We start from the raw sequence: 26653 nt of genomic DNA, 5'->3' as shown, positions 1-26653 counted from the left end.
CTATTATCTCAGCCGCTCGATCTATGTGAAGGACGAGGGGCAGCTCGACCGCTTCGACCAGGTGTTCAACAAGGTCTTCAAGGGCCTGCTCACCGATTACGGCCAGAACCCCGTCGACGTGCCCGAGGAATGGCTGAAGGCGGTCGCCGAGAAATATCTGACGCCCGAGGAGATGGAGGCGATCAAGTCGCTCGGCGACTGGGACGAAATCATGGAAACGCTGAAGAAGCGGCTCGAGGAACAGCAGAAGCGCCATCAGGGCGGCAACAAGTGGATCGGCACGGGCGGCACATCGCCCTATGGCAATTCGGGCTACAACCCCGAGGGCGTGCGGATCGGCGGCGAGAGCAAGCACAAGCGCGCGCTGAAAGTCTGGGAAAAGCGCGAGTTCGCCAATCTCGACAACACCAAGGAACTCGGCACCCGCAACATCAAGATCGCGCTCCGCCGCCTGCGCAAATTCGCGCGCGAGGGCGCGGCGGACGAACTCGACATTCCCGGCACGATCGACGGCACCGCGCGGCAGGGCTGGCTCGACATCAAGATGCGCCCCGAACGGCGCAACGCGGTGAAGCTGCTGCTCTTCCTCGACGTCGGCGGCTCGATGGACCCGTTCGTCAAGCTCTGCGAGGAACTGTTCAGCGCCGCGACGAGCGAGTTCAAGAATCTCGAATTCTTCTACTTCCACAACTGCCCTTACGAAGGGGTATGGAAAGACAACAAGCGCCGCTGGTCGGAACGCCACCAGATGTGGGACATACTCCACAAATATGGCCATGATTACAAAGTGATCTTTGTCGGCGACGCGTCAATGTCGGCCTATGAAATCACCCATCCGGGCGGCAGCGTCGAGCATTTCAACGAGGAGTCGGGCGCGGTCTGGATGCAGCGGATCACCCATGTCTATCCCGCCGCGGTGTGGCTCAACCCGGTGCCCGAGGCGCATTGGAACTATGCCCAGTCGGTGAAGCTGATCAAGCAGCTGATGAACGACCGCATGTACCCGCTGACCCTCGCCGGGCTCGACGACGCGATGCGCGAGCTGACGCGAAAGCATTGATCCACAGTTTTCTTTAATCGTCATTGCGAGGGCCGAAGGCCCGTGGCAATCCAGAGCCTGCGTAAACCGCCCTGGATTGCTTCCCCCGGCTTTCGCCGGGGTCGCAATGACGAGATATTAGGCCCCCCATGATCGACCTCCCCCTCGTCACCATCCTTCTCCTCACCGGCTTCATCAACCTGATCGGCGCGCTGGCCTATGCCGCGCGCATCGCCGGGGTGCGGACGCGGCGCATCGCCATGTCCTTCGCGCTGTTCAACATCCTCGTGCTCTTCTCGCGCACATCGAACAGCTTCCTTGGGCCCTTCCTCGCCAAGCGGATCGAGACCCGCATCCACGACGGCAGCGGCGCCTCGCTGTTCATCGACATGCAGTTCGTGCTCGCCGCCGCCAGCGTCGCGACTCTGATCGGCATCCTGCTCGTCCCCACCGGCCAGCGCATGTTCGCCGCCGCGATCGGCTGGTACCAGAACAACCGTTCGACAACGAAGCTCGCGATGAAGGCGGTCAGCCCGAGCGGCCTCCGCACCGTCCGCCAGTCGCTCCGCGTCCCGAGCCTCGGCCATCTCAAGGGCTGGCGGATGCCGAAAGGGATCGGCTGGGGCGTCCTGGTTGCCAACTGCCTCGCGCAATCGCTGCTCGCGGTCGGCGTCGTCGCCTCGCTCTATGCGGGCTATCTCGCGCCCGAGTTCCGGGTCACGGCATCGCAGCTCTCGGCGCTGATCAACGGTTTCGCGACGATCCTGCTGTTCGCCTTCATCGATCCGCAACTGTCGGTGATGACCGACGATGCGGTCGAGGGGAAGGTCAACGAGGCCGATTTCCGCCGCGCGATCACCTTCATCTCGCTGAGCCGCCTTGCCGGTACGGTCCTCGCGCAGGCGCTGCTGCTGCCTGCCGCGACGCTGATCGCCTACGTCTCCGTGCATGTCTGAGCGTCCAGCGGCACACAGCCGCTTCCACGCCGTCCGGAGCCGCCTCGAGGCGATGGCGGTCGAACCGGGGCCGCGCGGCTGGTTCCTCGAATTCCTCGTCTTCGGCTTCAAGCAGGGCTGGGCGTGCCTGTTCGGCGCGCTGATGCTGACGCTGCTGCTCGGTACGCATCTCTTCTGGCCCGACAGCGCGCCGATCCACCGCTATGATGCGATCACCATCGGCGCGGTGCTGATCCAGCTCTCCATGCTCGCCTTCCGGCTCGAAACGCCGAAGGAGGCGATCGTCATCCTGATCTTCCACATCGTCGGCACGGTGATGGAATTGTTCAAGACCGCCGCGGGGTCGTGGCAATATCCCGAGGGAAGCCTGCTCCACATCGGCGCGGTGCCGCTCTTCTCGGGCTTCATGTATGCCGCGGTCGGCAGCTATATCGCGCGCGTCTGGCGCATCTTCGACTTCCGCTACACCGCCTATCCGCCGCTGTGGACGAGCTACGCCCTCGCCGCCGCCATCTATGTCAATTTCTTCGCGCACCATTGGCTGCCCGACATCCGCTGGCTGCTGTTCGCAGCGACCGCCTTCCTCTTCTGGCGCTGCCAGGTGTGGTTCCGCCCGCTGCACGTCCACCGCCGAATGCCTTTGCTCGTCGGCTGGGGCCTCGTCGCGCTGTTCATCTGGTTCGCCGAGAATATCGGCACCTTCGCCCGCGCCTGGACCTATCCCAGCCAGAAGGACGGCTGGCACATGGTGGGAGTTGAGAAACTCGGAAGCTGGTATCTGCTGATGATCATCAGTTTCGTGCTGGTGAGCATCGTCCAGCGGCCGAAGACGCCCGACAATGCTGGATAGCCGTCGCCTCCGCGAAGGCGGGGGCCGCCAGCGGTTTACCCATCGGTGCTGGATCAGGCCTGAAACGGCCCCCGTCTTCACGGGGGCGACGGGTTAAGCGAACGGCTGATCGATCGACGATGGCGGCTCGCTGAACCATTTTGGCCCGCTGTCAGTCATGTAAAAGCAATCCTCGATCCGAATTCCGAATTCGCCGGGGATATAAATGCCGGGCTCGTTCGAGAAACACATGCCCGGCGCCAGCTTCGTCATCTCGCCGCGCACCAGGTTGACGGGCTCATGCCCGTCGAGACCGATGCCATGCCCTGTGCGGTGCGAGGTGCCGGGCAGCCGGTATCCCGGTCCCCAGCCAAGGCTCTGGTAAAAGGCGCGTACCGCATCGTCGACCTGCCCCGCCGGCGTCTCCAGCTTCGCGGCGGCGAAGGCGACATCCTGCCCCTTGCGCATCTCGTCCCACACCTGCCGCTGGCGCGGACTTGCCTTGCCGTAGACAAAGGTGCGCGAGATGTCGGATTGATAGCCATGGACGGTCGCGCCGCAGTCCATCAGCACGACCTCGCCGGCCTTCACCGCCTGCGGCTTGCCGCTGCCGTGCGGATAGGCGCTCGCCTCGCCAAGCAGGATCAGTTCGAACTCGCTGTTACCGCCCAGCGCGGTGGTCGCGGCCTTCATGATCGCGCCGATGTCGGCGGGCGTCATCCCCGCCACGATCCGCGGCGCGGTGTGGCGATAGGCGGCCACGGTGATATCGTTGGCGATCTGCATCAGCGCGATCTCGGCGGCAGACTTGTGCATCCGGCACCCCCGCACGACGGGCGCGCCATTCACCACCGCCGCCCCGGGCATCGCCTTTTGCAGGCCATCCACGGCGAAATAGCGCACCGTCTCCTCGACCCCGATACGCCCTTTCGCCAGCCCGCGCTTGCCGAGCCACGCCGCGACTGCAGCGAGGGGGTTCTCGTCCTCGTTCCACGTCAGCACCTCGGCCTCGACACCCAGGCTCTCGCGCACTGATGGCTCTTCGAAAAAGGGCGTGACGATCGCAACTTCGCCTTCGCGCGTCAGCACCGCGGCGGTCAACCGCTCGCTCCGCCACCATTCGACCCCGGTGAAATAGATAAGGCTCGATCCCGGCTCGATCAGCAGTGCGCCGATATCGTTCGCGCGCATCAGCTCCTTTGCCTTCGCGATCCGCGCCATGCGCTCGGCCTTGCCGATGGGGACCGCCTCTGTGGCAAGATTCGGCAGACCGGCGATATCGGCAGCAAGAACCGATGACGGCAGACTCGCTGCTATCCCGCCGAGCGCCGCCGTGCCTAGGAAATGCCGTCGTTGCATCATCGCTATACCTCCATCAGTTTCGAGGCGTCATTGGAATCGATTGGATGGAAGACGGTGGCGCATCCTTAAATTTACGCTCCAGCTCTTCGGAGTAACGTTTCTGATATTGACTAAAAAGATCGCTGCAAAGGCGCCCGGCGGTCTGCATCGCGGAGTTGCGGGGCTCTGCCGCGATCTCCGCCCATGACAGCCCATCGACAACACACATCAGCTTTTCGTCGTCGCTCGCGCTCACATGCGACCGGTCAGCAAAATAGACCAACAATCGTCCACGCCGCGTCGCGACGATCGATGCGGTTCGGCTATCGTCGATCAAAGGTATCGCCCACTTTACACTATCGCCAGCTTCCAGGATTTTGGTCGAAGCCGCGACCGCATCGAAAGGACGATAGACCCAACCTTTCGGCCGAATTTCTTGGAGTAGTGCGACGTTAATCTCACCACCCGAGGCTCTGCCCTCAACGATATAGTCCGGTTTCGCTTTGCGGGTCTGCCATTCATCCAGCATGGCCAACTGCTCGGTCGGCGGCGGCTGACAATCGACGCCTGACATGGACATGCCCACCCAGATCATCCCCGGCGCGATCGGCCCGTCCGGAAGCTGGTCCCATTGTATTTCCATCCGGCACACATCGATCTTGCCGTTGCGCTGTTCGATCCGGCCATGATTATAATCGTCGAGCGTTGCATAGTTGCCGTAAGGCCTCGCGTAGAACACGCCCTTGCGGGGAGTCACCGCACCGATAACGATCCACGGACGCGAAGAGTCGGCAGGATATATGGCATAAGAACCAACCTGCGGCTGATATTCGAGGTCGCGCGCTTCTTCCGTCGCTCTTTTCCGAAGCAAGTCGGCGATATGGCGATTGGATTGCTGTCGACTTTCGTAATCGGTCCCGCCCGAAACAGGCAGCGTGATGGCATCACGCTCCACATAGGAAGCGGGCTCCTTAGCCGCGTAACCCGCAATCGGAAGCGTGAGGACCGCGCCAGCGGCCGCCGCAAGACACCGTCTCCCCCTCGGCACCGTCCGTTCCCCTTATCGATAGATCAGCGACTCCGCGATCTCGTCGCGCCACCCCGCTTCATCCGGCAACGCCAGCGCATCGAGATCGCCCGCGACCGCGCCGGCATCGTCGACCCATTCGCGCAGGCCCGGCCCGCCGTTGATCACGTCGATCGCGAGCACATCGTCGGTATACTCGTACTTGAAATCCTTGCCGCGCCAGATCGGATAGTCTGGATAGAGCGAGCGGATCGCCTTGAATCCCAGTGCCTGCACGCGCCACGGGCGGAAGGCCGCATGGTCGTACCAGGCACCCTCGGCATGAATATGGATGCCGTTGTTGAGCTGGCCGACATGTTTGTGAAAGGTTGGCTGGAACCAGATATCGCGCAGCTTGCATCCGGTCAGCCATTGCGGCGCCAGCCGCTGCATTTCGGCGATCACCGCCTTGGCGTCGATATCGGGCGCGCCGAACAGTTCGAGCGGACGCGTCGTGCCCCTGCCCTCGCTGAGCGTCGCGCCTTCGACCATCACCGTACCGGCATAGGCGCGTGCCATATTGACGTTTGCCGCGTTGGGGCTGGGATTGATCCACACGCGATCCGTCGGCCAGCCGAAGCCGGCGCCTTTCGGGTCCCAGCCTTCCATCCCGATGACGCGATAATCGACGTCGAGCCCGAAGTGGCAGATGAACCAGTGCCCCATCTCGCCCATCGTCAGCCCGTGGCGCATGACCATCGGCCCCGCCCCGACGAAGCTTTCCCAGCCCGCGAGCAATCGCGTCCCCTCGACGGGGCGCCCTGCCGGATTCGGACGGTCGAGTACCCACACCGCCTTGCCATGTTCGGCGGCGGCTTCGAGGATGTAGAGCAACGTCGTCACATAGGTATAGATGCGGCAGCCCAGGTCCTGCAGGTCGACCAGCATCACGTCGAACGTGTGCATCGACTGGCCGCTCGGCCGCCGCACCTCGCCGTACAGGCTGAACACCGGCATGCCATAGGTCGGATCGGTGAAGTCAGGCGACTCCATCATATTGTCCTGAAGGTCCCCGCGCACCCCATGCTGCGGCCCGAACACCGCGCTGACGTCGATCCCCGCCGCGACCAGCGCATCGAGGCTGTGCGTCAAATCCGCCGTGACCGAGGCCGGATGGGCGAGCAGCGCGACACGCTTGCCTTCGAGAGGTTTGCGGAGCGCCGGATCGGCGAGCAGGCGGTCTATACCGAATTGCACAGTCATGCCGCGTCGGGTGCCCCAAGCGTCAATTGAAAGCAATCGGGATGATGGAAGTCGGGCTTTCCGGGCGGATGGCAGAGCGCCCAATAGCTTTTGGTGCCGTCGATTTCCTCGATCACCGCCGACAGCGCCAGCTTCGATCCGGTGTCCGGAAAGATACCGGGCTCGATGCGCATCGCGAAACGGCGGGGGCTCCGCTCGACCTCCATTCGCCATGGCGCAAGCTGATCGGCGCGAAGCAGCGAACGATAATCGTCGAACTGGTAACAGGCCCAGCGACCGTCGGGCGCATAGTTGAACTCGGTATAGTCGGGCTGGCCTTCTTCGGTCAGGAACGCCTCGAAACAACTACTCTGCCAAAGCCCGTCGGTGCTGCTGTCGGCGATCACCAGCTCGCCCTCGCCCTGCGGCAGCACCAGCGCGCCGATCTCGCCATCGACGATGAAGCGGAGGGCAAAGCCGTCGTCGAAAGACAGCTCGACCTCGACCGCGATCGACCGCACCGCCTTTGCCGGCGTATCGGGGTGGCAGATGAGTAGGGACCGCTCGATCGAGTGCACCGGCATTCAATCCTCTCCCGTTCGTCCTGAGCTTGTCGAAGGACCGCTCTTTCCTTTTGCCAAGCTCGAAATCCTGTCCCAATCGCCACGGATCAACGCCATCTTCTTCGCCCTACTCCAACCTTTAAGACGGCGCTCAGCTTCCAATGCCTCGATCCTCGTTGGGAAATCCTGACTCCAAACAAGAACTACCGGCAGCTTGTCGGCTGTGAAGCCAGCAATCGCTCCAGACTCATGTTGGGCAATCCGTCGCGGCAAATCATCCGTGTGACCAGTGTAGAAGGCCCCTCCCCGGCAATGCAGCATATAGGCCCAAAAACTCATATGCAGGGTGTAAAAGGAAGAACGGCCCTTCGACAAGCTCAGGGCGAACGGGTTTGGGTTGTTTCCATCGGATAGGACGCGTGCTAAGCGCCCGCCCGCTATGACGAACCATAAATCCGACCTGCTGCGCCTGCTCGACGAGCGAGGCTATATCCATCAGATGACCGACGCGGAAGGGCTCGACGCGCTCGCCGCGAAACAGGTGGTCCCGGGATATATCGGCTTCGACGCGACCGCGCCCAGCCTGCACGTCGGCAGCCTCGTCCAGATCATGATGCTGCGCCGCCTGCAGCAGACGGGGCACAAGCCCGTCGTGCTGATGGGCGGCGGCACGACGCGGATCGGCGACCCGACGGGACGCGACGAAAGCCGCAAGATGCTGTCGGACGAGACGATCGCCGCGAACATCGCGTCGATCTTCAGTATCTTCCAGCAATTTCTGACCTTCGGCGACGGGCCGACCGACGCGGTGATGGTCGACAATCAGGACTGGCTCGGCAAGCTCGGCTATATCGAACTGCTCCAGGAAGTCGGCACGCACTTCACGATCAACCGCATGATGACCTTCGATTCGGTCAGGTTGCGGCTCGAGCGCGAGCAGCCGATGACCTTCCTCGAATTCAACTACATGATCCTGCAGGGATACGACTTCCGCTACCTGTCGAAGGAACGCGGCGTGCGGCTCCAGATGGGCGGGTCGGACCAGTGGGGCAATATCGTCAACGGCATGGAGCTTGGCCGCCGCATGGACAGCGCCGATCTCTATGGCCTCACGACTCCGCTGCTTACGACCGCGGCCGGTGCCAAAATGGGCAAGACCGCGGCGGGTGCCGTGTGGCTCAATTCGGGACAGCTGCCTCATTTCGATTATTGGCAATATTGGCGCAATTGCGACGACCGCGACGTCGGCCGCTTCCTGAAGCTGTTCACCGATCTGCCGCTCGACGAGATCGCGCGGCTCGAGGCGCTCGAAGGCGCCGAAATCAACGAGGCGAAGAAAATCCTCGCCAACGAGGCAACCGCGCTCTGCCGCGGCGCCGAAGCGGCAAAGGCGTCGTCCGAAACCGCGACCCAAACCTTTGAAAAGGGCCAGGTTGGTGGCGATCTGCCGCAGGTGGCCGCCGGTGCCGACGGCATCACCATCGTCGATGCGCTGCGCGAGCTCGGCTTCGCTGCGTCGAACAAGGAAGCGCGGCGCAAGCTCGACGAGGGTGCGGTCAAGATCAAGGGGATCGTGGTCCGCGATCCCCAGCATCGAATCCAGCCCGCTGACGCCGACATTCCGGTCAGCCTGGGGTCGAAGAAGCACGGCCTGGTGATCCGCTGAACCGGAAAATGTCATTTACCGATTCTTCAGCAATCGCGTAGAACGTCCCGGCCACACCACAAAGGTCCGGGACGTATGCGCAAGATCGATACCAGCAAGGCCCATTATGTCGGCCTCGACCAGCGGATAGCGCCGCGCAGCGACGTCTATTGCCGCTTGCCTTTCGTACTGCCCGACGGGCGGCAGGAAATGTGCACCTGCGTCAACATCAGCGCCGACGGTATGCTGATGCGATACGAGCGCGGGCTGGAGATCGGCGACCTCGTCGTCTTCCGCATGCCGATCATCGGCCGCACCGCGGCGAAGGTGGTCTGGTCGCTCGGCGGCAAGACCGGCGTCCAGTTCGAGAAATCGATCGCCGCCGAGGACTATCTGCCGATGATCCGCGCCATGGGTGCAAGAGGCGACGTAAACTAACCGCTCCTGAGCAGCGGCACCGCCGCATCGCGTTCGAAGAGGTAGAGGCAGAGGCGCACCGCCTCGCCGCGCGTGCCTTCCATGCCGCCGTCGCGCTCGACGAACAGACGCGCATCGTCATGCGCCACGGGGAGTAGCCGCACGAGTTGCTCGGGCGTGGCGACGCGGTAATCGGCGTCGCCCGACTGCTTGAGCCCTAGCAGCTCGCCGCCGCCGCGCAGTTCGAGATCCTTTTCGGCGATCAGGAAGCCATCGTTCGTCTCGCGCATCAGCGTCAGCCGCTCGCGCGCGGTCTCCGACAGATTCGGCGAGCGCAGCAGCAGGCAGACCGATTTCGCTGCGCCGCGCCCGACGCGGCCGCGGAGCTGGTGGAGCTGGGCGAGGCCGAAATTCTCGGCATGTTCGACGATCATCAGGCTGGCGGCGGGCACATCGACCCCGACCTCGATCACCGTTGTCGCGACGAGGACACCGATTTCGCCCGCCTGAAAGCGTGCCATGACGTCATCCTTCTCAGGCCCTTTCATCCGCCCATGGACGAGCCCGACGCGCGCTTCACCAAGCCGGGCGCGGAGCAGCGCCGCGCGCTCTTCGGCTGCCGCGAGGTCGCTTCCTTCGCTTTCGGCGACGAGCGGACACACCCAGTATGCCTGCGCGCCGGTCGCGAGATGGCGGTCGAGCGAGGCCACCACCTCGTCGAGCCGCTCGACCGAGACGACACGCGTATCGACCGGGGTGCGCCCCGGCGGCATCTCGTCGAGCCGCGAGACGTCCATCTCGCCATGATTGGCAAGCTGGAGCGTGCGCGGGATCGGGGTCGCGGTCATGACCAGCAGGTGCGGCGGACGGTTGCCCTTTGCGGTCAGCATCAGCCGCTGCGCGACGCCGAAACGATGCTGCTCGTCGACGACGACGAGCGAGAGGTCCTTATAGGTCACCGCCTGCTGGAAGATCGCGTGCGTACCGACGAGGATGTCGATGCTGCCGTCGGCAAGCCCCATCAACGTCGATTCGCGCGCCTTGCCCTTGTCGCGTCCGGTCAGGATCGCGAGGTTGACCGGCAAGCCGCCGAGCATCCGCTGCAACGTCGCATAATGCTGGCGCGCCAGAATTTCTGTCGGCGCGAGCAGCGCCGCCTGCGTTCCCGCTTCGACCGCCGCCAGCATCGCGCGCAGCGCCACCAGCGTCTTACCCGACCCGACATCGCCCTGCAGCATCCGCAGCATCGGCCGATCCTGTGCCATGTCGCCCGCGATTTCGCGCCCGACACGTTCCTGCGCGCCGGTCAGTCCGAACGGCAATTGCAGCGCATCGGTCAGTCGCCCGTCGCCGACGATCGCCCGCCCCTTGCGCGCGCGCAGCCCCTCGCGGATCAACATTAGCGCGACCTGGCTCGCGAAAATCTCGTCATAGGCCAGCCGGTCGCGCGCCGCCTCGTCGCGCGGGCTCGCGTGCGCGCGCGTCATCGCCTCGTGCCAGGCCGGCCAACCGCGGCCGGCTAGCAACGACGCGTCGATCCATTCGGCCAGCTCGGGTCGCCGTTCGAGCGCTACCGCGCCGAGCTGCGACAGGCGCGCGTTGGTCAGCCCTTCGGTCAACGGATAGACCGGCTCATGTTCGGCGATACCCGCCTCGTCGCCCGGTTCTGCAACATGATCGGGGTGCACGATCTGGCGCATGTCGCCATAGAGGTCGAGCCGGCCGGACACGCGGCGCTTCTCGCCGAGCGGGAACAGCTTGCGCGCGAGCCCCGAAGTCCGCCCGAAATAGACGAGCCGGACATGATCGCCGGCATCGTCGAACGCCTCGACACCGAACGGTGCGCGAGGAGATCGGCCCGGCCGATAATCCTGCGCGGTCAATTCGACGATGATCGTCTGTCCGGCCTGCGCCTGATCGAGCCGGTCCACAGGCACGCGCGAGATGAGGCCCGTCGGCAGATGGAACAGCACATCGACCACACGCTCCAGCCCCAGCCGCGTCAGCGGCTTGGCGAGCTGCGGCCCGACGCCCTTGAGGTCGGTCAGCGCGGCAAAGAGCGGGTTGAGGATTTCGGGTCGCATGGCTAGGGCGTGTCTAGCCTCGAACCCTTCGTTTTGCCCAGCCCCTCATCTCCGTTCGCATCGAGCGAAGTCGAGATGCCCGTCGGTGCAGCGCAAGGCCGATGGATGTCTCGACTTCGCTCGACACGAACGGAACGGGACGATGTTCATGACCGCTCAAGAAGGCCCGCCATGCAAGACCGCCTCAAACGTCTCAAATTCCGTGCCTGGCACCGCGGCACGCGCGAGGCCGATTATATGATCGGCGGCTTCTTCGACCGCTATGCGCCCGAATGGGGCGAAGCCGAACTCGCCTGGTACGAAGCCATCGTCGAGGAGGATGACGTCGACATCATGGCGTGGGCGCTCGGCACCGGCCATCCCCCCGCGCATCTAGACAATCCGCCGCTGATCGCCGCGATGCGCCGGCTGGACTATATCCCGCTGCCGTGATCCGAAGCGCCGCCGACATCTTTGCCGCCATCGCGTCGGCCTCGGCGCCGCTGACGCTCGCGCGGGCGGCGGACGGCTTCCTGCCGCTGCTGCTCGCCGATCTGGGGCGCGCGAGCGACAAGCGCCTGCTCTATGTGGCGACCGACGATGCGGCGATGCAAGCGGTCGCCGACGCAGCACCCTTCTTTGCGCCCGATCTGATCGTCCATCGCTTCCCGGCGTGGGACTGCCTGCCCTATGATCGCGCGGGACCGTCGATGCGCGTCAGCGCCGATCGGCTCGCGACGCTCTCTGCCTTGCAGGCTCCGCCGAAGCGCGGCGAGTTGATCCTCACCACCGTCGCCGCGATCACCCAGCGCACGCTGACGCCCTTTCGCATCCGCCAGCTTGCGACGACGCTCGCGCCGGGGCAGCGGATCGACCGCGACGCGCTCGCCGAGCTGCTGGTCGCGAACGGTTTCAACCGTGTGGACACCGTCGCCGATCAGGGCGAGTTCGCGGTGCGTGGCGGTATCGTCGACCTGTTCCCGGCGGGCGAGGAAACCGGGCTGCGCGTCGATTTCTTTGGGGACGAGATCGAGAGCATCCGCCGCTTCGACCCGGCCGACCAGCGCAGCCTTGGCCCCGCCAAGGCGCTGCAACTGCTCCCCGCCGCCGAAACCTTGCTCGACGAGGCGACGATCAAGCGCTTCCGGTCGAGCTATCGCGAAATCTTCGGCGCGCAAGCGACCGGCGATCCGCTCTATCAGGCGGTGAGCGAAGGCCGGCGACAAGCGGGAATGGACCATTGGCTGCCGCTGTTCGAAGAGCGGCTGGCGACGCTGTTCGACCATATTGACCCCGCGACGCCAGTGCTGCGCGGCCATCGCACCGACGCGACCGCCGAAACGCGTTTCGATGCGATCACCGACTATCATGCGAACCGGGTCGCCGCCGAGCGTGAACAGGCCGGCAGCTATCGCCCGCTCGCGCCCGAAGCGCTTTACCTGATCAGCGACGAATGGGCCGGCTTCGAACGCGCGCGACCAATTCACATCGTGACACCCTTCGACGTGCCCCCTGCCGCGCCGGTGATCGACCTCGAAACTTTCGCCGCGCGCGATTTCACCCCCGAACGCACCGCCGACCTCAACGTGTATGACAAGGTCGCCGATCATCTGTCGGACGAACGCCGCAAGGGCCGCAAGACGATCATCGCCAGCTATTCGGGCGGCGCGCGCGAGCGCTTGTCAGGCCTGCTTCGCGACCATGGCGTGACCTCGCTCGCGCCCGCCGACAGTTGGCAGGACGCACTCGGTACCGCTTCGGCGGAAAGCGGCGGCGCGACTGCGATGGTCGTCCTGCCGCTCGATCATGGCTTCGCCAGCAACGCGATCAGCCTGCTTACCGAGCAGGATATTCTCGGCGAACGCCTCGTCCGGCGCGCCAAGCGCCGCAAGAGCGCCGACGCCTTCCTTGCCGAACTTGCAACGCTCAGCGTCGGCGATCTCGTCGTCCACCTCGACCACGGCATCGGCCGTTACGAGGGACTGACCTCGATCCCGGTCGGGAACAGCCCGCACGACTGCGTCGCGCTGACATATGCGAGCGGCGACAAGCTCTACGTCCCCGTCGAAAATCTCGACGTCCTCTCGCGCTACGGCGGCGAGAGCGAGGGCGTCGCACTCGACAAGCTCGGCGGCGAAGCCTGGCAGCGCCGCAAGGCGCGGATGAAGGAGCGCATCCGCGAGATCGCGGGCGAACTGCTCGCGACCGCAGCGCAGCGCGCGCTACGTCCCGGCGAAGTGCTCGCGCAGGACGCCGCCTATCCTGCCTTCGCCGACCGCTTCCCCTATCAGGAAACCGACGATCAGGACCGCGCGATCGGCGACGTCCTCGAAGACCTCGCCTCGGGCCGCCCGATGGACCGCCTCGTCTGCGGCGACGTCGGCTTCGGCAAGACCGAGGTCGCGCTGCGCGCCGCCTTCGTTGCGGCGATGGCGGGGGTGCAGGTCGCGGTGGTCGTCCCCACGACCCTGCTCGCGCGCCAGCATTACAGCAATTTCGTCGAGCGCTTCAAAGGCTTTCCGGTCAACATCGGCCGCCTGTCGCGGCTCGTGCCCGCAGGCGAAGCGCAGAAGACGCGCGACGGTCTTGCCAGCGGCCAGATCGATATCGTCGTCGGCACCCATGCGGTGATCGCGAAATCGGTCGAGTTCCAGAATCTCGGCCTCGTCATCGTCGACGAGGAGCAGCGCTTCGGCGTCGTCCACAAGGAACGGCTGAAGCAGCTCAAGGCCGACGTTCACGTCCTGACCCTCACCGCGACCCCGATCCCGCGCACCTTGCAAATGGCGATGTCGGGCCTCCGCGAACTCAGCGTCATCCAGACGCCGCCGGTCGACCGCCTCGCGGTGCGCACCTATGTGGCGCCGTGGGACCCCGTCGTCATTCGCGAAGCCTTGCTCCGCGAGCACGACCGCGGCGGCCAGAGCTTCTTCGTCACCCCGCGCATCAAGGACCTTCCTGACATCGAAGAGTTCCTGCGCAGCCGCGTGCCCGAGATCAAATATGTCGTTGCGCACGGCCAGATGGCGCCGGGCGAGGTCGAAGAACGGATGAGCGCCTTCTACGACCGCAAATATGACGTGCTCGTATCGACGACCATCGTTGAGAGCGGTCTCGATATCCCGAGCGCCAACACGCTGGTCGTGCACCGCGCCGACCGCTTCGGCCTGGCCCAGCTCTATCAGCTCCGCGGCCGCGTGGGGCGGTCGAAGACCCGCGCCTATGCCTATCTCACGACCCCCGAGGGCGGCGCGATCACCGACACGGCGGAGAAGCGTCTCAAGCTGCTCGGCGACCTCGATACTTTGGGCGCGGGGTTTCAGCTGGCAAGCCACGACCTCGACATTCGCGGCGCGGGCAATCTCGTCGGCGACGAACAGTCGGGGCATATCCGCGAGGTCGGGTTCGAACTTTACCAGTCGATGCTCGAAGAGGCCATCCTCGTCGCCAAGGCCGAGGGCATGGGCGCCGCGCCGCCGCGCGAGGCGCTGTCGCCCGTCATCACCGTCGATGAGCCGATCCTGATCCCCGAGAAGTATGTCCCCGACCTGCCGCTGCGCATGGCGCTCTATCGCCGCCTCAACGAGGCCGAGGATCGCGCGGCGCTCGACGGCTTCGCGGCCGAAATGATCGACCGCTTCGGCCCGCTGCCGCCCGAGACCGCAAACCTCATTCAGCTTATGGAGATCAAGGCGAACGCCAAGGCCGCGGGCATCGCGAAGCTCGACGTCGGCACCAAGGGCGCGCTCGTCAGCTTCCACGGCGACCAGTTCGCCAACGTCCCCGGCCTCATCGCCTATGTCGAGCGGCTGAAGGGCCGCGCGCGGATTCGGCCCGACAACAGACTGTCGATCAGCGGCGACTGGGGCAGCGCGGGCGCACGGCTCAACGGCGCGCTGCAATTGTCGAAGGGCTTGGGGAAGCTGGCGAAGCAGGCCGCTTAACGTCGCCCCCGCGAAGGCGGGGGCCGCAATCGGCGTAGCGCAAGGTCGCTGGCAACGCCCGCCTTCGCCGGGGCGACGCTTATTCCATCAACTCCAGCAGCTCACCCCCCGGCACCGGCCCCGATTTCAGAAACCCCTGCCAGGTCGCGACCCCGAGCTCCTTCAGCCGCGCAAGCTGCGCTTCATTCTCGATCCCCTCGGCAACCACCAGCAGCCCCAGCGCGCGCGCCAGATCGACGATCGCGCGCACGACGATGCGGTCGCGGTCGCTGCCGTCGAGGCTGCGGGTGAAGCCGCTGTCGATCTTCAGATAATCGATCGGCAGCCGCGCGAGCAGCGACAGGCTGGAATAGCCGGTGCCGAAATCGTCGATTGCGATCGCCGAACCGAGCGCGCGAATCTGCGCCAGCTGCGCCGCCGCATTCGCCGGCTCGCTGAGCATCGCCTGTTCGGTGAGTTCAAGCGTCAGCCGGTCGGGATCGACCCCGGCCCTTTTCGCCATCGCCGCGAAGCGATCGGCGAATTCGGGATCGCCGAGGTCGGCGGCGGTGATATTGAGCGACACGCGCAGCTTCGCAAGCGCACGCGGCCAGCCTGCGATCTCGGCCAGCGCGACACGGTGGGCGTGCTCGGTCAGCTCGCGTTCGAGCCGCGCCGCACGCGCCGCGGTGACAAGCGGCCCCGCGCCGAGCAAGCCAAGCTCCGGATGCTGCCAGCGGAGCAGCGCTTCGACCCCCGTCATCGCGCCGTTCCCGACGTCATATTGCGGCTGATAATGAATCACGACCTCGCCACGTGACAGCGCCGAACTCACCATCGCCCCGTCGCGCGCCGAGGCGGGACGCGCGAGCTGGTCGCCGGCATTGCGGAGCTGGTCAACAATGGGCTCGTCACGAACGATCAGCGCCGCCGCGATACGGATCGCGAGTCGCCCCTTGGGGTCTCCCACCATCGGCTCGGCGAGCGCGACATGCAACGCGCGTTCCTGTGCACGCAGCGCGCCGAGCGAAAGCGGCACCGCGGGCACGATCAGGAAACGCGGCCCGTCGAGTCGCTCGACGCAGCTCCCATGGCCGAATTCGTCGTCCGCGAAATTCTCGAGCCGCCGGCCGATCTCGTCGAGCACCGCGTCGCCGGCCGCGGTGCCGGCGCTGTTGTTGATGCGCGCCATCTGATCGACCTGGACCAGCATGACGCCGGCGTCGCTTTCATGCCGGATATGGAGATTTTCAAGCATCCGAACACAGTCGGACAGGGATTCGGAAACACGATTCATCGCGTCCCTCTATCAGGCTTTTCTTGCCAAGCCCTTCCCTTTTGCATCACAATCGCACCGATGGTCATGCTTTCGCCTCCGACCGACGCACTCACCGACGGCCATGGCCGCCGGATCGACTATCTGCGTCTGTCGGTCACCGATCGATGCGATCTCCGCTGCCGCTATTGCATGGCCGAGGACATGACCTTCCTGCCCCGCTCGGCGGTGCTCAGCATCGAGGAAATGGGCGATCTGGCGGCGCGCTTCGTCGCGCGCGGCATCCGGCGCATCCGCCTGACCGGCGGCGAGCCGCTGGTGCGGCGCGGGATCGACACGCTCGCGATGCGGCTCGGCGCGCTGATCGGGCACGGGCTCGATGAGCTGACGCTGACTACCAACGCGATGCGCCTCGCCGACCATGCGCCGATGCTCGCCGATGCCGGCGTGCGGCGGATCAATGTCAGCCTCGACACGCTCGATGCCGCGGCCTTCCGCAACATCACCCGTGTCGGCGACCTTGCCATAGCGCTGCGCGGGATCGAAGCGGCGCGCGCAGCGGGACTCGCGGTCAAGATCAACATGGTCGCACTCACCGGGCTCAACGAGGATCAGTTGCTGCCAATGCTCGATTATTGCGCCGCGAACAGTTTCGACCTGACGCTGATCGAGACGATGCCGCTCGGCGAGGTCGCGGAGGATCGCAGCGACCATTATATCCCGCTCCACCAGTTCATCGCCCCGCTCCGCGCCGCGCGGAACATCTTCCCCATCGACAAGCGCACCGGCGGTCCCGCGCGCTATTTCGCGGTCGAGGACAGCCCGGTCACGCTCGGCCTCATCACGCCGCTCAGCGACAATTTCTGCGCGACGTGCAATCGCATCCGCCTGACCGTCGAGGGGCGCATCTATATGTGCCTCGGCCAGGACGATCATATCGATCTGCGCGCAGCCTTGCGCGACGGGGGCGACGTCGATGGCTTGATTGATGCCGCATTGGCTGGCAAACCCCGCGCGCATGACTTTCATATCGAACGAAAGTCCAGACCGGCGGTCGCGCGTCATATGAGTGCAACGGGCGGCTGACATGCCGCCCAGAATTTGGGGGCACGGGGACCGAATGCAACGCAAGATCGCACTGGTGGCGTCGAACGCACCCGCGGGGCTGGAAGCCGAGGCCGAACTGCGCCCGCTCTACGACTTCGTCGATCTCGCCGAGGCCGACATGCTGATCGCGCTCGGCGGCGACGGCTTCCTGTTGCACATGCTGCACCAATTGCTCGACCAGCGCCGCAGCCTGCCCGTCTTCGGGATGAACCGCGGCACGATCGGCTTTTTGATGAACGAGTTTCGCGTCGACGGCCTGCTCGAACGCATCGCCGCAGCACGCCCCTTCCTGATCCATCCGCTGTCGGGCGATATCACGACGATCAGCGGCGAGCGCCATATTCTACCCGCGATTAACGAGATCTCGCTCCTTCGCGAAACCCGCCAGGCCGCGAAGCTCGAGGTGATGATCAACGAAAAAACGATGCTGGAGGAACTCGCGTGCGACGGCGTGCTGGTGTCGACCCCCGCCGGATCGACCGCCTACAACCTCAGCGCCAACGGCCCGATCTTGCCACTCGATTCGGCGATGCTCGCGCTAACCCCGATCAGCCCCTTCCGCCCGCGGCGCTGGCGCGGCGCACTGGTGCCCGAATCGACGAGCATCCGCTTCAACGTCCGCGAGGCCGCGAAACGCCCAGTCAGCGCGGTTGCCGACCAGCGCGAAATCCGCGACGTGAAGACGGTATTGGTGACCACCGACCGCAGCCGCCCGCTGACTTTGCTGTTCGATCCCGACCAAGGCCTCGACGAACGCATCGCGATGGAACAATTTATCGTTTGAGGGCTTGATTAATCCCGCAAGCGGCGGCAAAGGGACCGCCTTCCCGCTTCGGCGGCGTGTTCCTCGGTAGCTCAGCGGTAGAGCAATCGACTGTTAATCGATCGGTCGTAGGTTCGAATCCTACCCGGGGAGCCACGAAACCGGACAAGGCACAATTGTGCCTTTTTCAGCGACTTAGAGTTATACACTCGCTTTTTCTTTCCATTATTTCTCTGTTTTTATTTCATTTCTCCCTAGTTCCAATCGGGACTGGGGATTTCGTCGTTCCCGAATCCTCGTCTCCGCCCACGCCAGCTGCGGCGACGGCCGACCTCCTTAACGCGAACCGGGATCGTCTCTCTTCCCGGCAATTTCATTGATCCTGATTGGGCAGCGGCCGACTTCCCGTGCCGTTGTCGTTTCGGTTCACTTAAATGCCTCGCGCTCGACCTTTTCCCGATTGCCGCCCCCCACAATCCAAATTAGACATCGCTTCACCGCTGGGCGCCAAGCACTTGCGGCACAGGGGGTTGGGGGCTGCACCGAATGAACGCGATTTTCGCCCGCGCGGTGCTTGCTGCGTTTGCGCTCGGAATCGCCGTGCCCGCCCATTCGGGGGTATCGGAGGATTTCTCCGAATGCGACGGACTTAAGAAACCCAAGGGCAGCGACGACGGGATGCGGGGCGAGGCGACTTTCCCCTCCTACCGCTTCGGCGCTCGCGATGCGCCCAGCCAGACGCTGGCCGCGTGCAACCGCGTGCTAGAGAGCGGGAAACTCCTGCCCGAGCAGACACTGCGCCGCGCCCATGTGATGCGCGCCCGCGCTGCGGCGAAGCTGGAGCTTGGGGATGCCGCTGGTGCGCTCGCCGATCTCGATGCCGCCCAAGAGGCAGGCAAGGCCTACGCCGGCGATTTCTTCTACGATCGCAGCATGGCCGTCTCGCTCGATCTGCTGCACGCCCTTGCCCTGAACGAGACGGGCGAGCGCAAGGCAGCGCTGGCGCTGGCTGAAGCGGCGGCGGCCAAGCGCCCCTATGCGCTCGAGGTCCAGCGGGTCGCAGGCATGCTCCGCGCCGCAAATGGTGATAATCCGGCCGATCCGACGATCTGGCAGAACCTCGCCCGCATCGATCCAGCTACTCGGGGCCTTTTCTCGCAGATCGCGTCCCAGTCCGGCGATCTCGCCGAACTGGCGGCCTCGGCCGGGACGCCTTCGGTGGTCATGCCCGAAGCGCCTTCGTTCAAGGCGATTATGACCAATGGCGGCAATATCGCGCCGCTACTGTCCGAGTGGTCGGCTCCCGTCAGAGGGGCGATGACCAAGGCCTATGCGCTTGCCGCCCATGGCCAGCCCGCAGCCGCCCGTGCCTGGGTTGAGGCGACCCGCGCCGCGCTTGACGCCGCCGGTCCGACTGGGAATTCGCAGGGCGAAGAGGGGAAGCAGGCTCCCAAGGATATCGTCACCCTGCTGGTTGAAATGGTGCGCGCCGAACATTTCAAACCGTTGGCCGATCTGGTCGATGCCCGCCTTGCCATCGCCGAGGGCCGGCTCGCCGATGCCGCCGCCGCGCTTCAGGGCAAGCAATTGCGCGCGACCCCGGTGACGGAAGAATTCCACGCCGCCTATGCCGCCGCACGTGCTGCGGGCGCCGTGGGCGCACCCGATCTGCCTGCACTGGCGCCCGCTGCAAAACGCGGTCCGGCGCGCCTATCCGGAATGGCGGACAATCTGCTGATCCGCCCCGAATCGCAGCGCAAGCTGATCGACTACGAAAAATCGCGCCCGAATATTCTCGGCGCGCTGGTCGGCGCGGCGTTTTCGATGGGCACAACGTTGCTCGGGGGGATCGACCGCACGGCGGGATTTCGTTCGACCCCGAACGAGGACGGTTCGATCAAGGTCGAATATACCGGTAATACCACCTCTGGCCCGGTGGTTCAGGAGATGACTCTACTACGGGCGGCCGAACTCGCGCGCGAGGCGGGCAAGTCGCATTTTCACGTCGTCGGGCGGAACGATTACCAGCGTTATCTCACGCAGACTATGAACGGCGTGCCGATGAACCGGACGCTGACCGGCTACAAGACCGAACTGACCATCCGTCTGCTGGGCGAAGGCGAAGGCGACGCGCTCGACGCCGTCGCTGTAATCGACGCGCTGGGGCCGGTCTATTACGAAAACTGAGCGGGGCGCAGGACGGGGCTCAACCGCTCGGGTAAGAACTCCAGTTTACTGAACGAAGGGCAGCTCTTACGAGCGATCCCGCCGCGGCGCACCGGCCGACAAGGCAATGACATTCGGCGAAGGCATCCCGATGAAGCGCCTGGGCGAGCCCAACGCAGTCGCGCCATGCTTCCCGTTTCTCGCATGCGACGACAGCAGCTATCTGTTGGCACGGGCCCTGCACCCGAGCGGCGGCACCATCGTCAACGGCCGGCTCTATTCTAGGCAGCGGGTCGATGTGCGCCGAAGGGCCGGTCACGCGGCTTTGCCCATTGCTTGTTTATGTTGTGCAGGATGTGAAGCTCGTCGGCAGCTGCAGCCCAAATATGCGCCTGCTTCTCGTCACCTTGGCTGCGCGCCGCAGCAGCCATTGCAAGAGCATGTGCCTCGGCTCCTTCGCCATAGCCATCCTCTGCTTCAACAAGCGCTGCCCAAGTGTCGCTGGTCAACAAGGCTGGCATCTCCATCCTCGGCAAACCCCCAAACATCCCTAGCTGAAAGCGGGGTCGGCCGACTTGATCCATGTTGGATCGTCGCCGCGAATTCGCGGCCATAAGGACCGCGACACATTCGTTGTCCGTATACGGAACCCATCGGATACCCCGATGTTCTCTCTAGTATGCGCCATCACAACGCCTTGATCGGATACGGCAGAAGTCATGCCCATGTTGGTGCGCTGGATGGGTGACGATGCTGCCATGACGAAAGAGGATCGCCTCGGAATCTTCATTCGCAAGCTCTTGAGCCACAGCCCCTTATCCGCCGACGACCAGCAGGCAATCCGCGACCTCCCCTTCAGTATCCGCCGCCTCGAAGCCAACGAGCATATATTGCGCGAAGGCGAGAAGGCGACGGTCTGCCCGGTCCTGCTGCAAGGCTATGCCTATCGCCAGAAGACGTCGGCCGATGGCGGGCGCCAGATCGTGGCCCTCAAAATCCCGGGCGACGCACTCGATTTTCAGTCGCTTTATGTCGAAACGGCCGATCATAGCCTGCAAGCGCTGACCCCGGTCGAACTGGCGGTCTTCTCGATCAAGGATTTCGAGAAACTTGTCGCCCCGCGGCCGAACCTTGCACGGGCGGTACTCGTCGACATCCTGATCGAAGCCTCGATCGGCCGCGAGTGGCTCCTCAACATCGGCCGCCGCAACGCGCTGGCCCGGCTTGCCCATCTTCTTTGCGAAATATTCTACCGTGTACAGCAGATCGCGCAGGAGGATGTCAGCGGGTTCGAATTGCCGTTGACCCAGGAGCAGCTCGCAGACTTGCTCGGGCTTACGCCCGTCCACATCAACCGGACGATCAAGTTGCTGGAGGATGCTGGCGCCGTGCGACGCATTTCGCGCCGCCTGACGATCGGCGATCTTGGTATCCTGCGGCAAATGGCCGATTTTTCGGACCTTTATCTGCATCGAAACACCGTCTCGGCGGTTTAGTCCTGTGGAGACAGGAGACGACCCGACATGCCGCGCTACTATTTTCATGTCTGCGATGGCACGCAGGACATTGACGATCAGGGTCATGAGCTGCCCGACGACAATGCGGCGCGGCACGAAGCAGTCCGATATGGCGGCGGGCTGATTCACGACGATCCCTCGCTGTTGCTGAAAGACCATGAGCTTCGGATCAATGTCACCAACAATGATGGCCAGCTACGTTTCGCGGTCGTGATGATCGCCGTCGATGCCGATTGGCGTCCTGCCGACACCGTCAGGCATTGAAAGTCAGCGCGCGGCGTGTAGCGAGGATGCGGGCACGCTTTCCAACATGACGCCTCGCTGGCCTTCCACATTGTGGGTCGCGAACGAACGATTGCCTGTCCCGTGGCAAGACTTATGGCCGCTGTCCGGAAACAACCTGGGTTAAGTCGCGAATAAGGAAAAGCCGGGCCGCGACAGATCGCGGCCCGGCCAAAAGCGCGCAATGATGCGCATCTTTTGTTTAGCGGTTCTGACGATTCTGATCGTCCTTGCCGACCTGCTGACGATCGTCACCATCCTCGCCCGGCTGGCGACGCTTCGCGTCGTCTTGCTGCTCCTGCTGGCGATCCTGGCCGGGGTTCTTGTTCGGCTGATTGCCCTGCTGGTTGGGGTTCTGCGACATCGGGACATCCTCTTCTTCAATTGCGCCTGCGGGGGGAGCAGACCTCCGCGAGACGCGCCGCCAACCATGATTGTTCCCCGGAAAACCGCCGTCTTGATCCATGTTATGACGATTCCGGAAAATCAGCATCACGTGCCCCGCGACGGCAACTTCGGCTTGCTCACCCGGTTGATCCTGTGCAACCCAGATGGAGAAACATCATGAGCGTCAAAGGCAAGATCAAGGAAGCCGCCGGCTATGCAAAGGAAGAAGCCTATGAGAATGGCGACTCCCCCGAAAGCCAGCGCAAGGCCCAGGAAGGCCGGGATCTTCGCAATGAAGGCCGTATCGAAGACGGCAAGGCACCGAAGACCGGCAAGCCGGGCACCGGCAACTGATCCTTTCCCCGCGAAGCGCCCTCTACGCTTCGGACTTGGCCCGCTTCGGCGGGCCTTTTGTTATGCCGTGATGCTGTCGATCCACAAAAAAGGCGGCCCGGAAGGCCGCCTTATCTGAAAGGGAGTGCCGGATATCACGCGGCGCTCCCACCGCCTGAAATCCTCAGGGCAATGTACGGCGACCGCCGCGCCCGAACAGGATGCCGACGACAAAAAGCACCGCTGCGATGACCAGCAGAATCTTGGCGAAATCGGCGGACAGACCCGCGATGCCGCCGAAGCCGAGAAGCGCGGCGATGAGGGCAATCACAGCAAAGATAATGGCGTAGCGAAACATGTCATTCTCCCTTTTTCGTGTGCAGAATTCCGCTGCCCTGAACATGGTCCAAAGCCCGCGACCGCGGCCGCAACGTCATTTTGCATCGATGAGCCGTTAACGCTGTCGGGCCGGCAAAGTTCCGGCCGCGCGCAAGGCGACGCGTTCCGTCATCGCGAGTCAGGCAAGGTCGCCAGCGCGTAGCGGCAGGCTGATCATGGCGCGGGTGCCGGCGCCCGTCGCGGGCACCGGGCCATAATGAACTTCGGCGCGATGCGTACGGCCAAGGGCGTCGATCAGCCGGGTGCCGAGGCCGGTCCCCTTGATCGCCCCATTTGCCGGAAGCCCCACCCCGTCGTCCTCGACCGCCAGTTCGAGAAGGTCTTTCCCGCCCGAACGGAGAGCGACGCGAATGACCCCGCCATGCTCTTCGCCATAGGCATATTTGCAAGCGTTGCTCACCCACTCATTGGTGATCATCCCCAGCGCGACAGCCTTGTCGGTACAGAGACGCACCGGATCAGCCGAGACTTCGATCATGCGATGCGCATCCCCGTTCGACCAGCTCGCCGCCAGGTCAGCGGCAAGCCCCGCGAGATAGTCATCCATCGCGACATATTCGACATCATCGGTCGTGTAGAGCCGCCGGTTGACCTGAGCGATCGTCGCGATCCGCGCCTGTGTCTTTTCGAGCGTTTCGCGCGCGGCGCTGTCGCCCAAAGTTTTCGCCTGCAGCGCGATGAAGGACATGACCATCTGGAGATTGTTCGCGACGCGGTGATTGACCTCCTTCAGCAACGCCTCGAGCCGCAAATTGCTCGCGCGCAATTCCTCCTCCGCCCGCTGCCGCTCGCGGCGGAGCTCGGCCCGGTCCAGAACCTGTTCGAAGCTGTTCGCGAGAAGGTCGAAGAAATCCTCGCCGACCGATTTCACGACATAATCGTCGGCCCCGGACTTGAGCGCTGCGACCGCGATGCGGCTTTCCTCGGAACCGGTGACATAGACAATTGGCGGACAATCGGGAAGCGCACGCAGCGCCTCCAGCGTCGAGAGACCGTCCTGTCCGGGCATATAATGATCGACCGCAATCAGGTCATACCCGCCCTCCTGCGTCATCGCGACGCCCTCCGCGCCGCTGGCCGCGAGGCTTACCTCGAAGCCTTTTCGGGCGAGCGCACGCGATACAAGGCGGCGGATGCCGTCATCGTCATCGATATAGAGAATATGGGGCAAGCAGGCCTCAGGCAGGATCGGGATCGGGGACCTGGATCACCGACAGGAAGAGACCGAGCTGCCGGATGGCGTCGGCGAAATTCTCATAGTTCACCGGCTTGGTGATATAGACGTTGCAGCCGAGGTCGTAGCAGCGCTGGATCTCGATCTTGTCATCGGTCGTGGTCAGCACCACGACGGGTGTCCGGCGGAGCGGGCTGCCATCGCCCTTGATCTTCGCCAATATATCGGTGCCGCTCATGTCAGGCAGGTTGAGATCGAGCAGGATCAGTGCAGGGCCGTTGCGCACCGGACCATGGTCGCTGTCGTACAGGAACGACAGGGCAGACGTGCCGTCGAGGAAATGATGGATCGTGTTCGAGATACCGGCGCGCCGGATATTCTTCTCGATGAGGCGCGCATGCCCCTCATCGTCCTCGATCATCACGATATTGACGGGCAGTTGGTCAGGCATCCTCTTCTCCGCTTTGCCACTCGATGGGCAGGATCAGCCGGAAGGTGGACCCCGCACCCAGTTCGGACTGGACTTCGATAAAGCCGCCAAGGCGATATGCGAGCGCCCGGGCATGAGCAAGCCCGATCCCCTCGCCCGGCTGATCCTGCGCGCCAGAACGGCGGAACAGATCGAAAATCCGTTCATGATCGCGCGGCTCGATGCCACGGCCGTTGTCGGCAACCGATACCCAGGCGCGCCCGAGATCGCTGCCGCCGGTCACCTCGATCACGCCCGGCCGTCCCGGCTGCAGATATTTGAGTGCATTCTCGACAAGATTCGACAGGATCTGCTCGACGGCGACGCGGTCGTTGACCACCACCGGCAAAGCATCGACGCGGAGGCGTGTGCCCGTCTCGTCGATGCGGTGCCGGAGGCTTCCAACGATAGCCTGCATCACCTCGCCGAGATCGAGCGCCTCCGGTGCGAGCGTCCGGCGCCCCTGACGCGACAGGCTCAGGATCGCATTGATGAGCCGATCCATTTTCTGCGTCGAGGAACGAATGAAGCCGATCGCTTCAGGAAGATCTTCCTCGATCGCGAGCCGCGTCGTCGCGTCAGGCGCCGCCCACCCGTCTGCGTCGCTCTTGCTCACATAGCCCGCGATCGACTGACGGGCCGTTTCGAGTTCGGCAGTAAAGCCCATGACATTGACGAGCGGCGAACGAAGGTCGTGACTGACGATATAGGCAAAGCGCTGAATTTCGGCATTGGCGCGCTTGAGTTCGCCGGTGCGCGCATCGACGAGCTGCTCGAGTCCTTCATTGAGATAACGAAGCTCTGCACGCGACGAGCGAAGCTCGGCGAGGTTTCGCCGCACAAGCCAGAGCGTGACACCCGCAACGACGAGAATGAGGAAGCCCGTCGCAGCGAGCATTGCTCCGAAGAGGCGCTGCATCGTCCGCTGCTGCGCCTCGCGGGCGCGCAACAATCCCACCTCTTCCGCGATCATCGCTTCGACGACGCTGCGCATCTCGCGAATGCGAAGAACTGCGGGATCATTCATGAAGCCGGCAAGCATATTCGCGCGCGCCGTGCCGGAGAGTTGCTGGGCCTCCTGGCGATAGGTTCCATATTCGCCGAGAAGCATACGAAGGCGCGCTACCCGCACTTGTTGTTCGGGGTTATCGACAATGCGCTGCGAAAGTTCCTCAAGGCGCGTCCGCGCTGCGGTTTCGGTATCGACGATGATGGGCAAAAAATCCGGGTTCGCCGTCAGTAAGAATCCGCGCCGCGCGGTTTCGAGCCGCTCGGTTGCACTTGCGAATCCCCCGAGGCTCGCCTCCACCGAAAGCGTGTGCGCAACAAGCGCCGAGCTCTCCTCATTCTGACGCTGGACCCAGAAAGTGGCGACGGCCGCCGCAAGAAGCGCCGCAAAGCCGAGCGCAAGCAGGCCGATGATCAGCCTGCTCGCGCGCGCATCGCGCCCAAGCGCCCCTATCCGCGTCGATTCCATACCCCCTCTTTCCGGTCATTCCATCAACGGTTCGACGCCGTTGATGGCGGCCGTATCGCGCCGCCGCAAGCCCTTGGCCGAGAGGGGCCATGCGATCGGCGCGCATCCTTTTGCGGCAGCCGCTCGTTTGAGCAAGAACCTAGGGTCAGGACCCATTGATTTGCGGTAGCGATTATGATTCAGGCGACCACGAAGGAGCCTGAATTTGAGCGATTTATTCTGGCTGACGGACGAGCAGATGGCGCGTCTCCAGCCCTATTTTCCAAAGAGCCATGGCCG

Annotated in this window: 26 protein-coding genes and 1 tRNA gene; 15 read left to right on the top strand and 12 right to left on the bottom strand. The window is 64.1% G+C overall.

Annotated elements, in window-relative coordinates:
* From ACE3SL_RS02365 to ACE3SL_RS02355, 3 genes are all read left to right on the top strand, one after another.
* A partial coding sequence (locus tag ACE3SL_RS02365; RefSeq protein ID WP_374524157.1) for a VWA domain-containing protein occupies positions 1-1060 on the top strand: 1060 nt, incomplete at its 5' end.
* A gap of 128 nt (positions 1061-1188) precedes the next feature.
* Entirely contained in the window at positions 1189-1995 is an 807-nt protein-coding gene (locus tag ACE3SL_RS02360) for a lipid II flippase Amj family protein (RefSeq protein ID WP_374524156.1), read from the top strand.
* Entirely contained in the window at positions 1988-2845 is an 858-nt protein-coding gene (locus ACE3SL_RS02355; protein ID WP_374524155.1) for a DUF817 domain-containing protein, read from the top strand. The genes ACE3SL_RS02360 and ACE3SL_RS02355 overlap by 8 nt, the downstream gene beginning before the upstream one ends.
* A gap of 93 nt (positions 2846-2938) precedes the next feature.
* Here the strand turns inward: ACE3SL_RS02355 and ACE3SL_RS02350 are convergent, their stop codons facing one another.
* The 5 genes from ACE3SL_RS02350 to ACE3SL_RS02330 all read right to left on the bottom strand — a co-directional run bounded on the left by ACE3SL_RS02350 (position 2939) and on the right by ACE3SL_RS02330 (position 7315).
* On the bottom strand, positions 2939-4183 hold the full coding sequence (locus tag ACE3SL_RS02350) for a M24 family metallopeptidase (RefSeq protein ID WP_374524159.1): 1245 nt from the start codon (positions 4181-4183) through the stop codon (positions 2939-2941).
* 16 nt (positions 4184-4199) lie between these two features.
* The gene (locus tag ACE3SL_RS02345; RefSeq protein ID WP_374524154.1) at positions 4200-5120 is read right to left on the bottom strand and encodes a hypothetical protein; all 921 of its coding nucleotides are present in this window, start codon (positions 5118-5120) and stop codon (positions 4200-4202) included.
* 105 nt (positions 5121-5225) lie between these two features.
* Complete coding sequence (locus tag ACE3SL_RS02340) at positions 5226-6428, bottom strand: exo-beta-N-acetylmuramidase NamZ domain-containing protein (protein ID WP_374524158.1); 1203 nt, start codon at positions 6426-6428, stop codon at positions 5226-5228.
* Between the two features lie 2 nt (positions 6429-6430).
* Entirely contained in the window at positions 6431-6997 is a 567-nt protein-coding gene (locus ACE3SL_RS02335; RefSeq protein ID WP_374524153.1) for a DOMON-like domain-containing protein, read from the bottom strand.
* Entirely contained in the window at positions 6998-7315 is a 318-nt protein-coding gene (locus ACE3SL_RS02330) for a GIY-YIG nuclease family protein (protein WP_374524152.1), read from the bottom strand.
* Positions 7316-7415: 100 nt separating this feature from the next.
* On the opposite strand from ACE3SL_RS02330, the gene tyrS reads away from it, so the two are divergent.
* On the top strand, positions 7416-8642 hold the full coding sequence (tyrS, locus tag ACE3SL_RS02325; protein ID WP_374524151.1) for a tyrosine--tRNA ligase: 1227 nt from the start codon (positions 7416-7418) through the stop codon (positions 8640-8642).
* Positions 8643-8717: 75 nt separating this feature from the next.
* Positions 8718-9059, top strand: a complete 342-nt coding sequence (locus ACE3SL_RS02320) for a PilZ domain-containing protein (RefSeq protein ID WP_374524150.1) — start codon at positions 8718-8720, stop codon at positions 9057-9059.
* Here the strand turns inward: ACE3SL_RS02320 and recG are convergent.
* On the bottom strand, positions 9056-11122 hold the full coding sequence (gene recG / locus ACE3SL_RS02315; RefSeq protein WP_374524149.1) for an ATP-dependent DNA helicase RecG: 2067 nt from the start codon (positions 11120-11122) through the stop codon (positions 9056-9058). The genes ACE3SL_RS02320 and recG overlap by 4 nt on opposite strands.
* Before the next feature lie 171 nt (positions 11123-11293).
* Between recG and ACE3SL_RS02310 the strand changes: the two genes are divergently transcribed.
* Both ACE3SL_RS02310 and mfd read left to right on the top strand, forming a co-directional pair.
* Positions 11294-11554 carry a succinate dehydrogenase assembly factor 2 gene (locus ACE3SL_RS02310; protein ID WP_374524148.1) on the top strand — a complete coding sequence of 87 codons (261 nt, stop codon included), beginning with the start codon at positions 11294-11296 and terminating at the stop codon, positions 11552-11554.
* A complete protein-coding gene (gene mfd / locus ACE3SL_RS02305) occupies positions 11551-15045 on the top strand; it encodes a transcription-repair coupling factor (protein ID WP_374524147.1) in 3495 nt (1164 codons plus the stop codon). Before ACE3SL_RS02310 ends, mfd begins: the two co-directional genes overlap by 4 nt.
* A 79-nt stretch (positions 15046-15124) precedes the next feature.
* Here mfd and ACE3SL_RS02300 read toward each other — a convergent pair whose 3' ends face one another.
* Positions 15125-16321, bottom strand: a complete 1197-nt coding sequence (locus ACE3SL_RS02300) for a GGDEF domain-containing phosphodiesterase (RefSeq protein ID WP_374524146.1) — start codon at positions 16319-16321, stop codon at positions 15125-15127.
* A 60-nt stretch (positions 16322-16381) separates the two neighbouring features.
* Here ACE3SL_RS02300 and moaA point away from each other — a divergent pair, with 60 nt between their 5' ends.
* The 4 genes from moaA to ACE3SL_RS02280 all read left to right on the top strand — a co-directional run bounded on the left by moaA (position 16382) and on the right by ACE3SL_RS02280 (position 20357).
* The gene (gene moaA, locus ACE3SL_RS02295; protein ID WP_374524145.1) at positions 16382-17386 is read left to right on the top strand and encodes a GTP 3',8-cyclase MoaA; all 1005 of its coding nucleotides are present in this window, start codon (positions 16382-16384) and stop codon (positions 17384-17386) included.
* Between the two features lie 34 nt (positions 17387-17420).
* A complete protein-coding gene (locus ACE3SL_RS02290; RefSeq protein WP_374524144.1) occupies positions 17421-18191 on the top strand; it encodes an NAD kinase in 771 nt (256 codons plus the stop codon).
* A 60-nt stretch (positions 18192-18251) separates the two neighbouring features.
* Positions 18252-18326: transfer RNA gene (locus ACE3SL_RS02285), tRNA-Asn, on the top strand.
* Between the two features lie 522 nt (positions 18327-18848).
* Positions 18849-20357, top strand: a complete 1509-nt coding sequence (locus ACE3SL_RS02280; protein WP_374524143.1) for a hypothetical protein — start codon at positions 18849-18851, stop codon at positions 20355-20357.
* Between the two features lie 260 nt (positions 20358-20617).
* Here ACE3SL_RS02280 and ACE3SL_RS02275 read toward each other — a convergent pair whose 3' ends face one another.
* On the bottom strand, positions 20618-20848 hold the full coding sequence (locus ACE3SL_RS02275) for a hypothetical protein (protein WP_374524142.1): 231 nt from the start codon (positions 20846-20848) through the stop codon (positions 20618-20620).
* Between the two features lie 207 nt (positions 20849-21055).
* On the opposite strand from ACE3SL_RS02275, the gene ACE3SL_RS02270 reads away from it, so the two are divergent.
* From ACE3SL_RS02270 to ACE3SL_RS02255, 4 genes are all read left to right on the top strand, one after another.
* Positions 21056-21832 (top strand): Crp/Fnr family transcriptional regulator, encoded by a 777-nt coding sequence (locus tag ACE3SL_RS02270; protein WP_374524141.1) that lies wholly within the window; start codon positions 21056-21058, stop codon positions 21830-21832.
* Between the two features lie 27 nt (positions 21833-21859).
* A complete protein-coding gene (locus ACE3SL_RS02265) occupies positions 21860-22117 on the top strand; it encodes a hypothetical protein (RefSeq protein ID WP_374524140.1) in 258 nt (85 codons plus the stop codon).
* A gap of 202 nt (positions 22118-22319) precedes the next feature.
* Entirely contained in the window at positions 22320-22703 is a 384-nt protein-coding gene (locus tag ACE3SL_RS02260) for a hypothetical protein (protein WP_374524139.1), read from the top strand.
* A complete protein-coding gene (locus ACE3SL_RS02255) occupies positions 22700-22876 on the top strand; it encodes a hypothetical protein (protein WP_374524138.1) in 177 nt (58 codons plus the stop codon). The genes ACE3SL_RS02260 and ACE3SL_RS02255 overlap by 4 nt, the downstream gene beginning before the upstream one ends.
* Positions 22877-23039: 163 nt before the next feature.
* Here ACE3SL_RS02255 and ACE3SL_RS02250 read toward each other — a convergent pair whose 3' ends face one another.
* From ACE3SL_RS02250 to ACE3SL_RS02235, 4 genes are all read right to left on the bottom strand, one after another.
* Complete coding sequence (locus ACE3SL_RS02250) at positions 23040-23213, bottom strand: DUF1328 domain-containing protein (RefSeq protein ID WP_093512511.1); 174 nt, start codon at positions 23211-23213, stop codon at positions 23040-23042.
* Between the two features lie 159 nt (positions 23214-23372).
* Positions 23373-24425 carry a sensor histidine kinase gene (locus ACE3SL_RS02245; RefSeq protein ID WP_374524137.1) on the bottom strand — a complete coding sequence of 351 codons (1053 nt, stop codon included), beginning with the start codon at positions 24423-24425 and terminating at the stop codon, positions 23373-23375.
* 7 nt (positions 24426-24432) lie between these two features.
* Positions 24433-24879 carry a response regulator gene (locus tag ACE3SL_RS02240; protein ID WP_093512505.1) on the bottom strand — a complete coding sequence of 149 codons (447 nt, stop codon included), beginning with the start codon at positions 24877-24879 and terminating at the stop codon, positions 24433-24435.
* On the bottom strand, positions 24872-26374 hold the full coding sequence (locus tag ACE3SL_RS02235; protein WP_374524136.1) for an ATP-binding protein: 1503 nt from the start codon (positions 26372-26374) through the stop codon (positions 24872-24874). Before ACE3SL_RS02235 ends, ACE3SL_RS02240 begins: the two co-directional genes overlap by 8 nt.
* Positions 26375-26653: the final 279 nt, after the last annotated feature.

This window comes from Sphingopyxis sp. (genome assembly GCF_041916015.1).
In the GTDB taxonomy this organism is placed as follows: domain Bacteria; phylum Pseudomonadota; class Alphaproteobacteria; order Sphingomonadales; family Sphingomonadaceae; genus Sphingopyxis.
The sequence above is the reverse complement of the archived record's forward strand: the minus strand, read 5'-3'. Positions and strand labels throughout refer to the sequence as shown.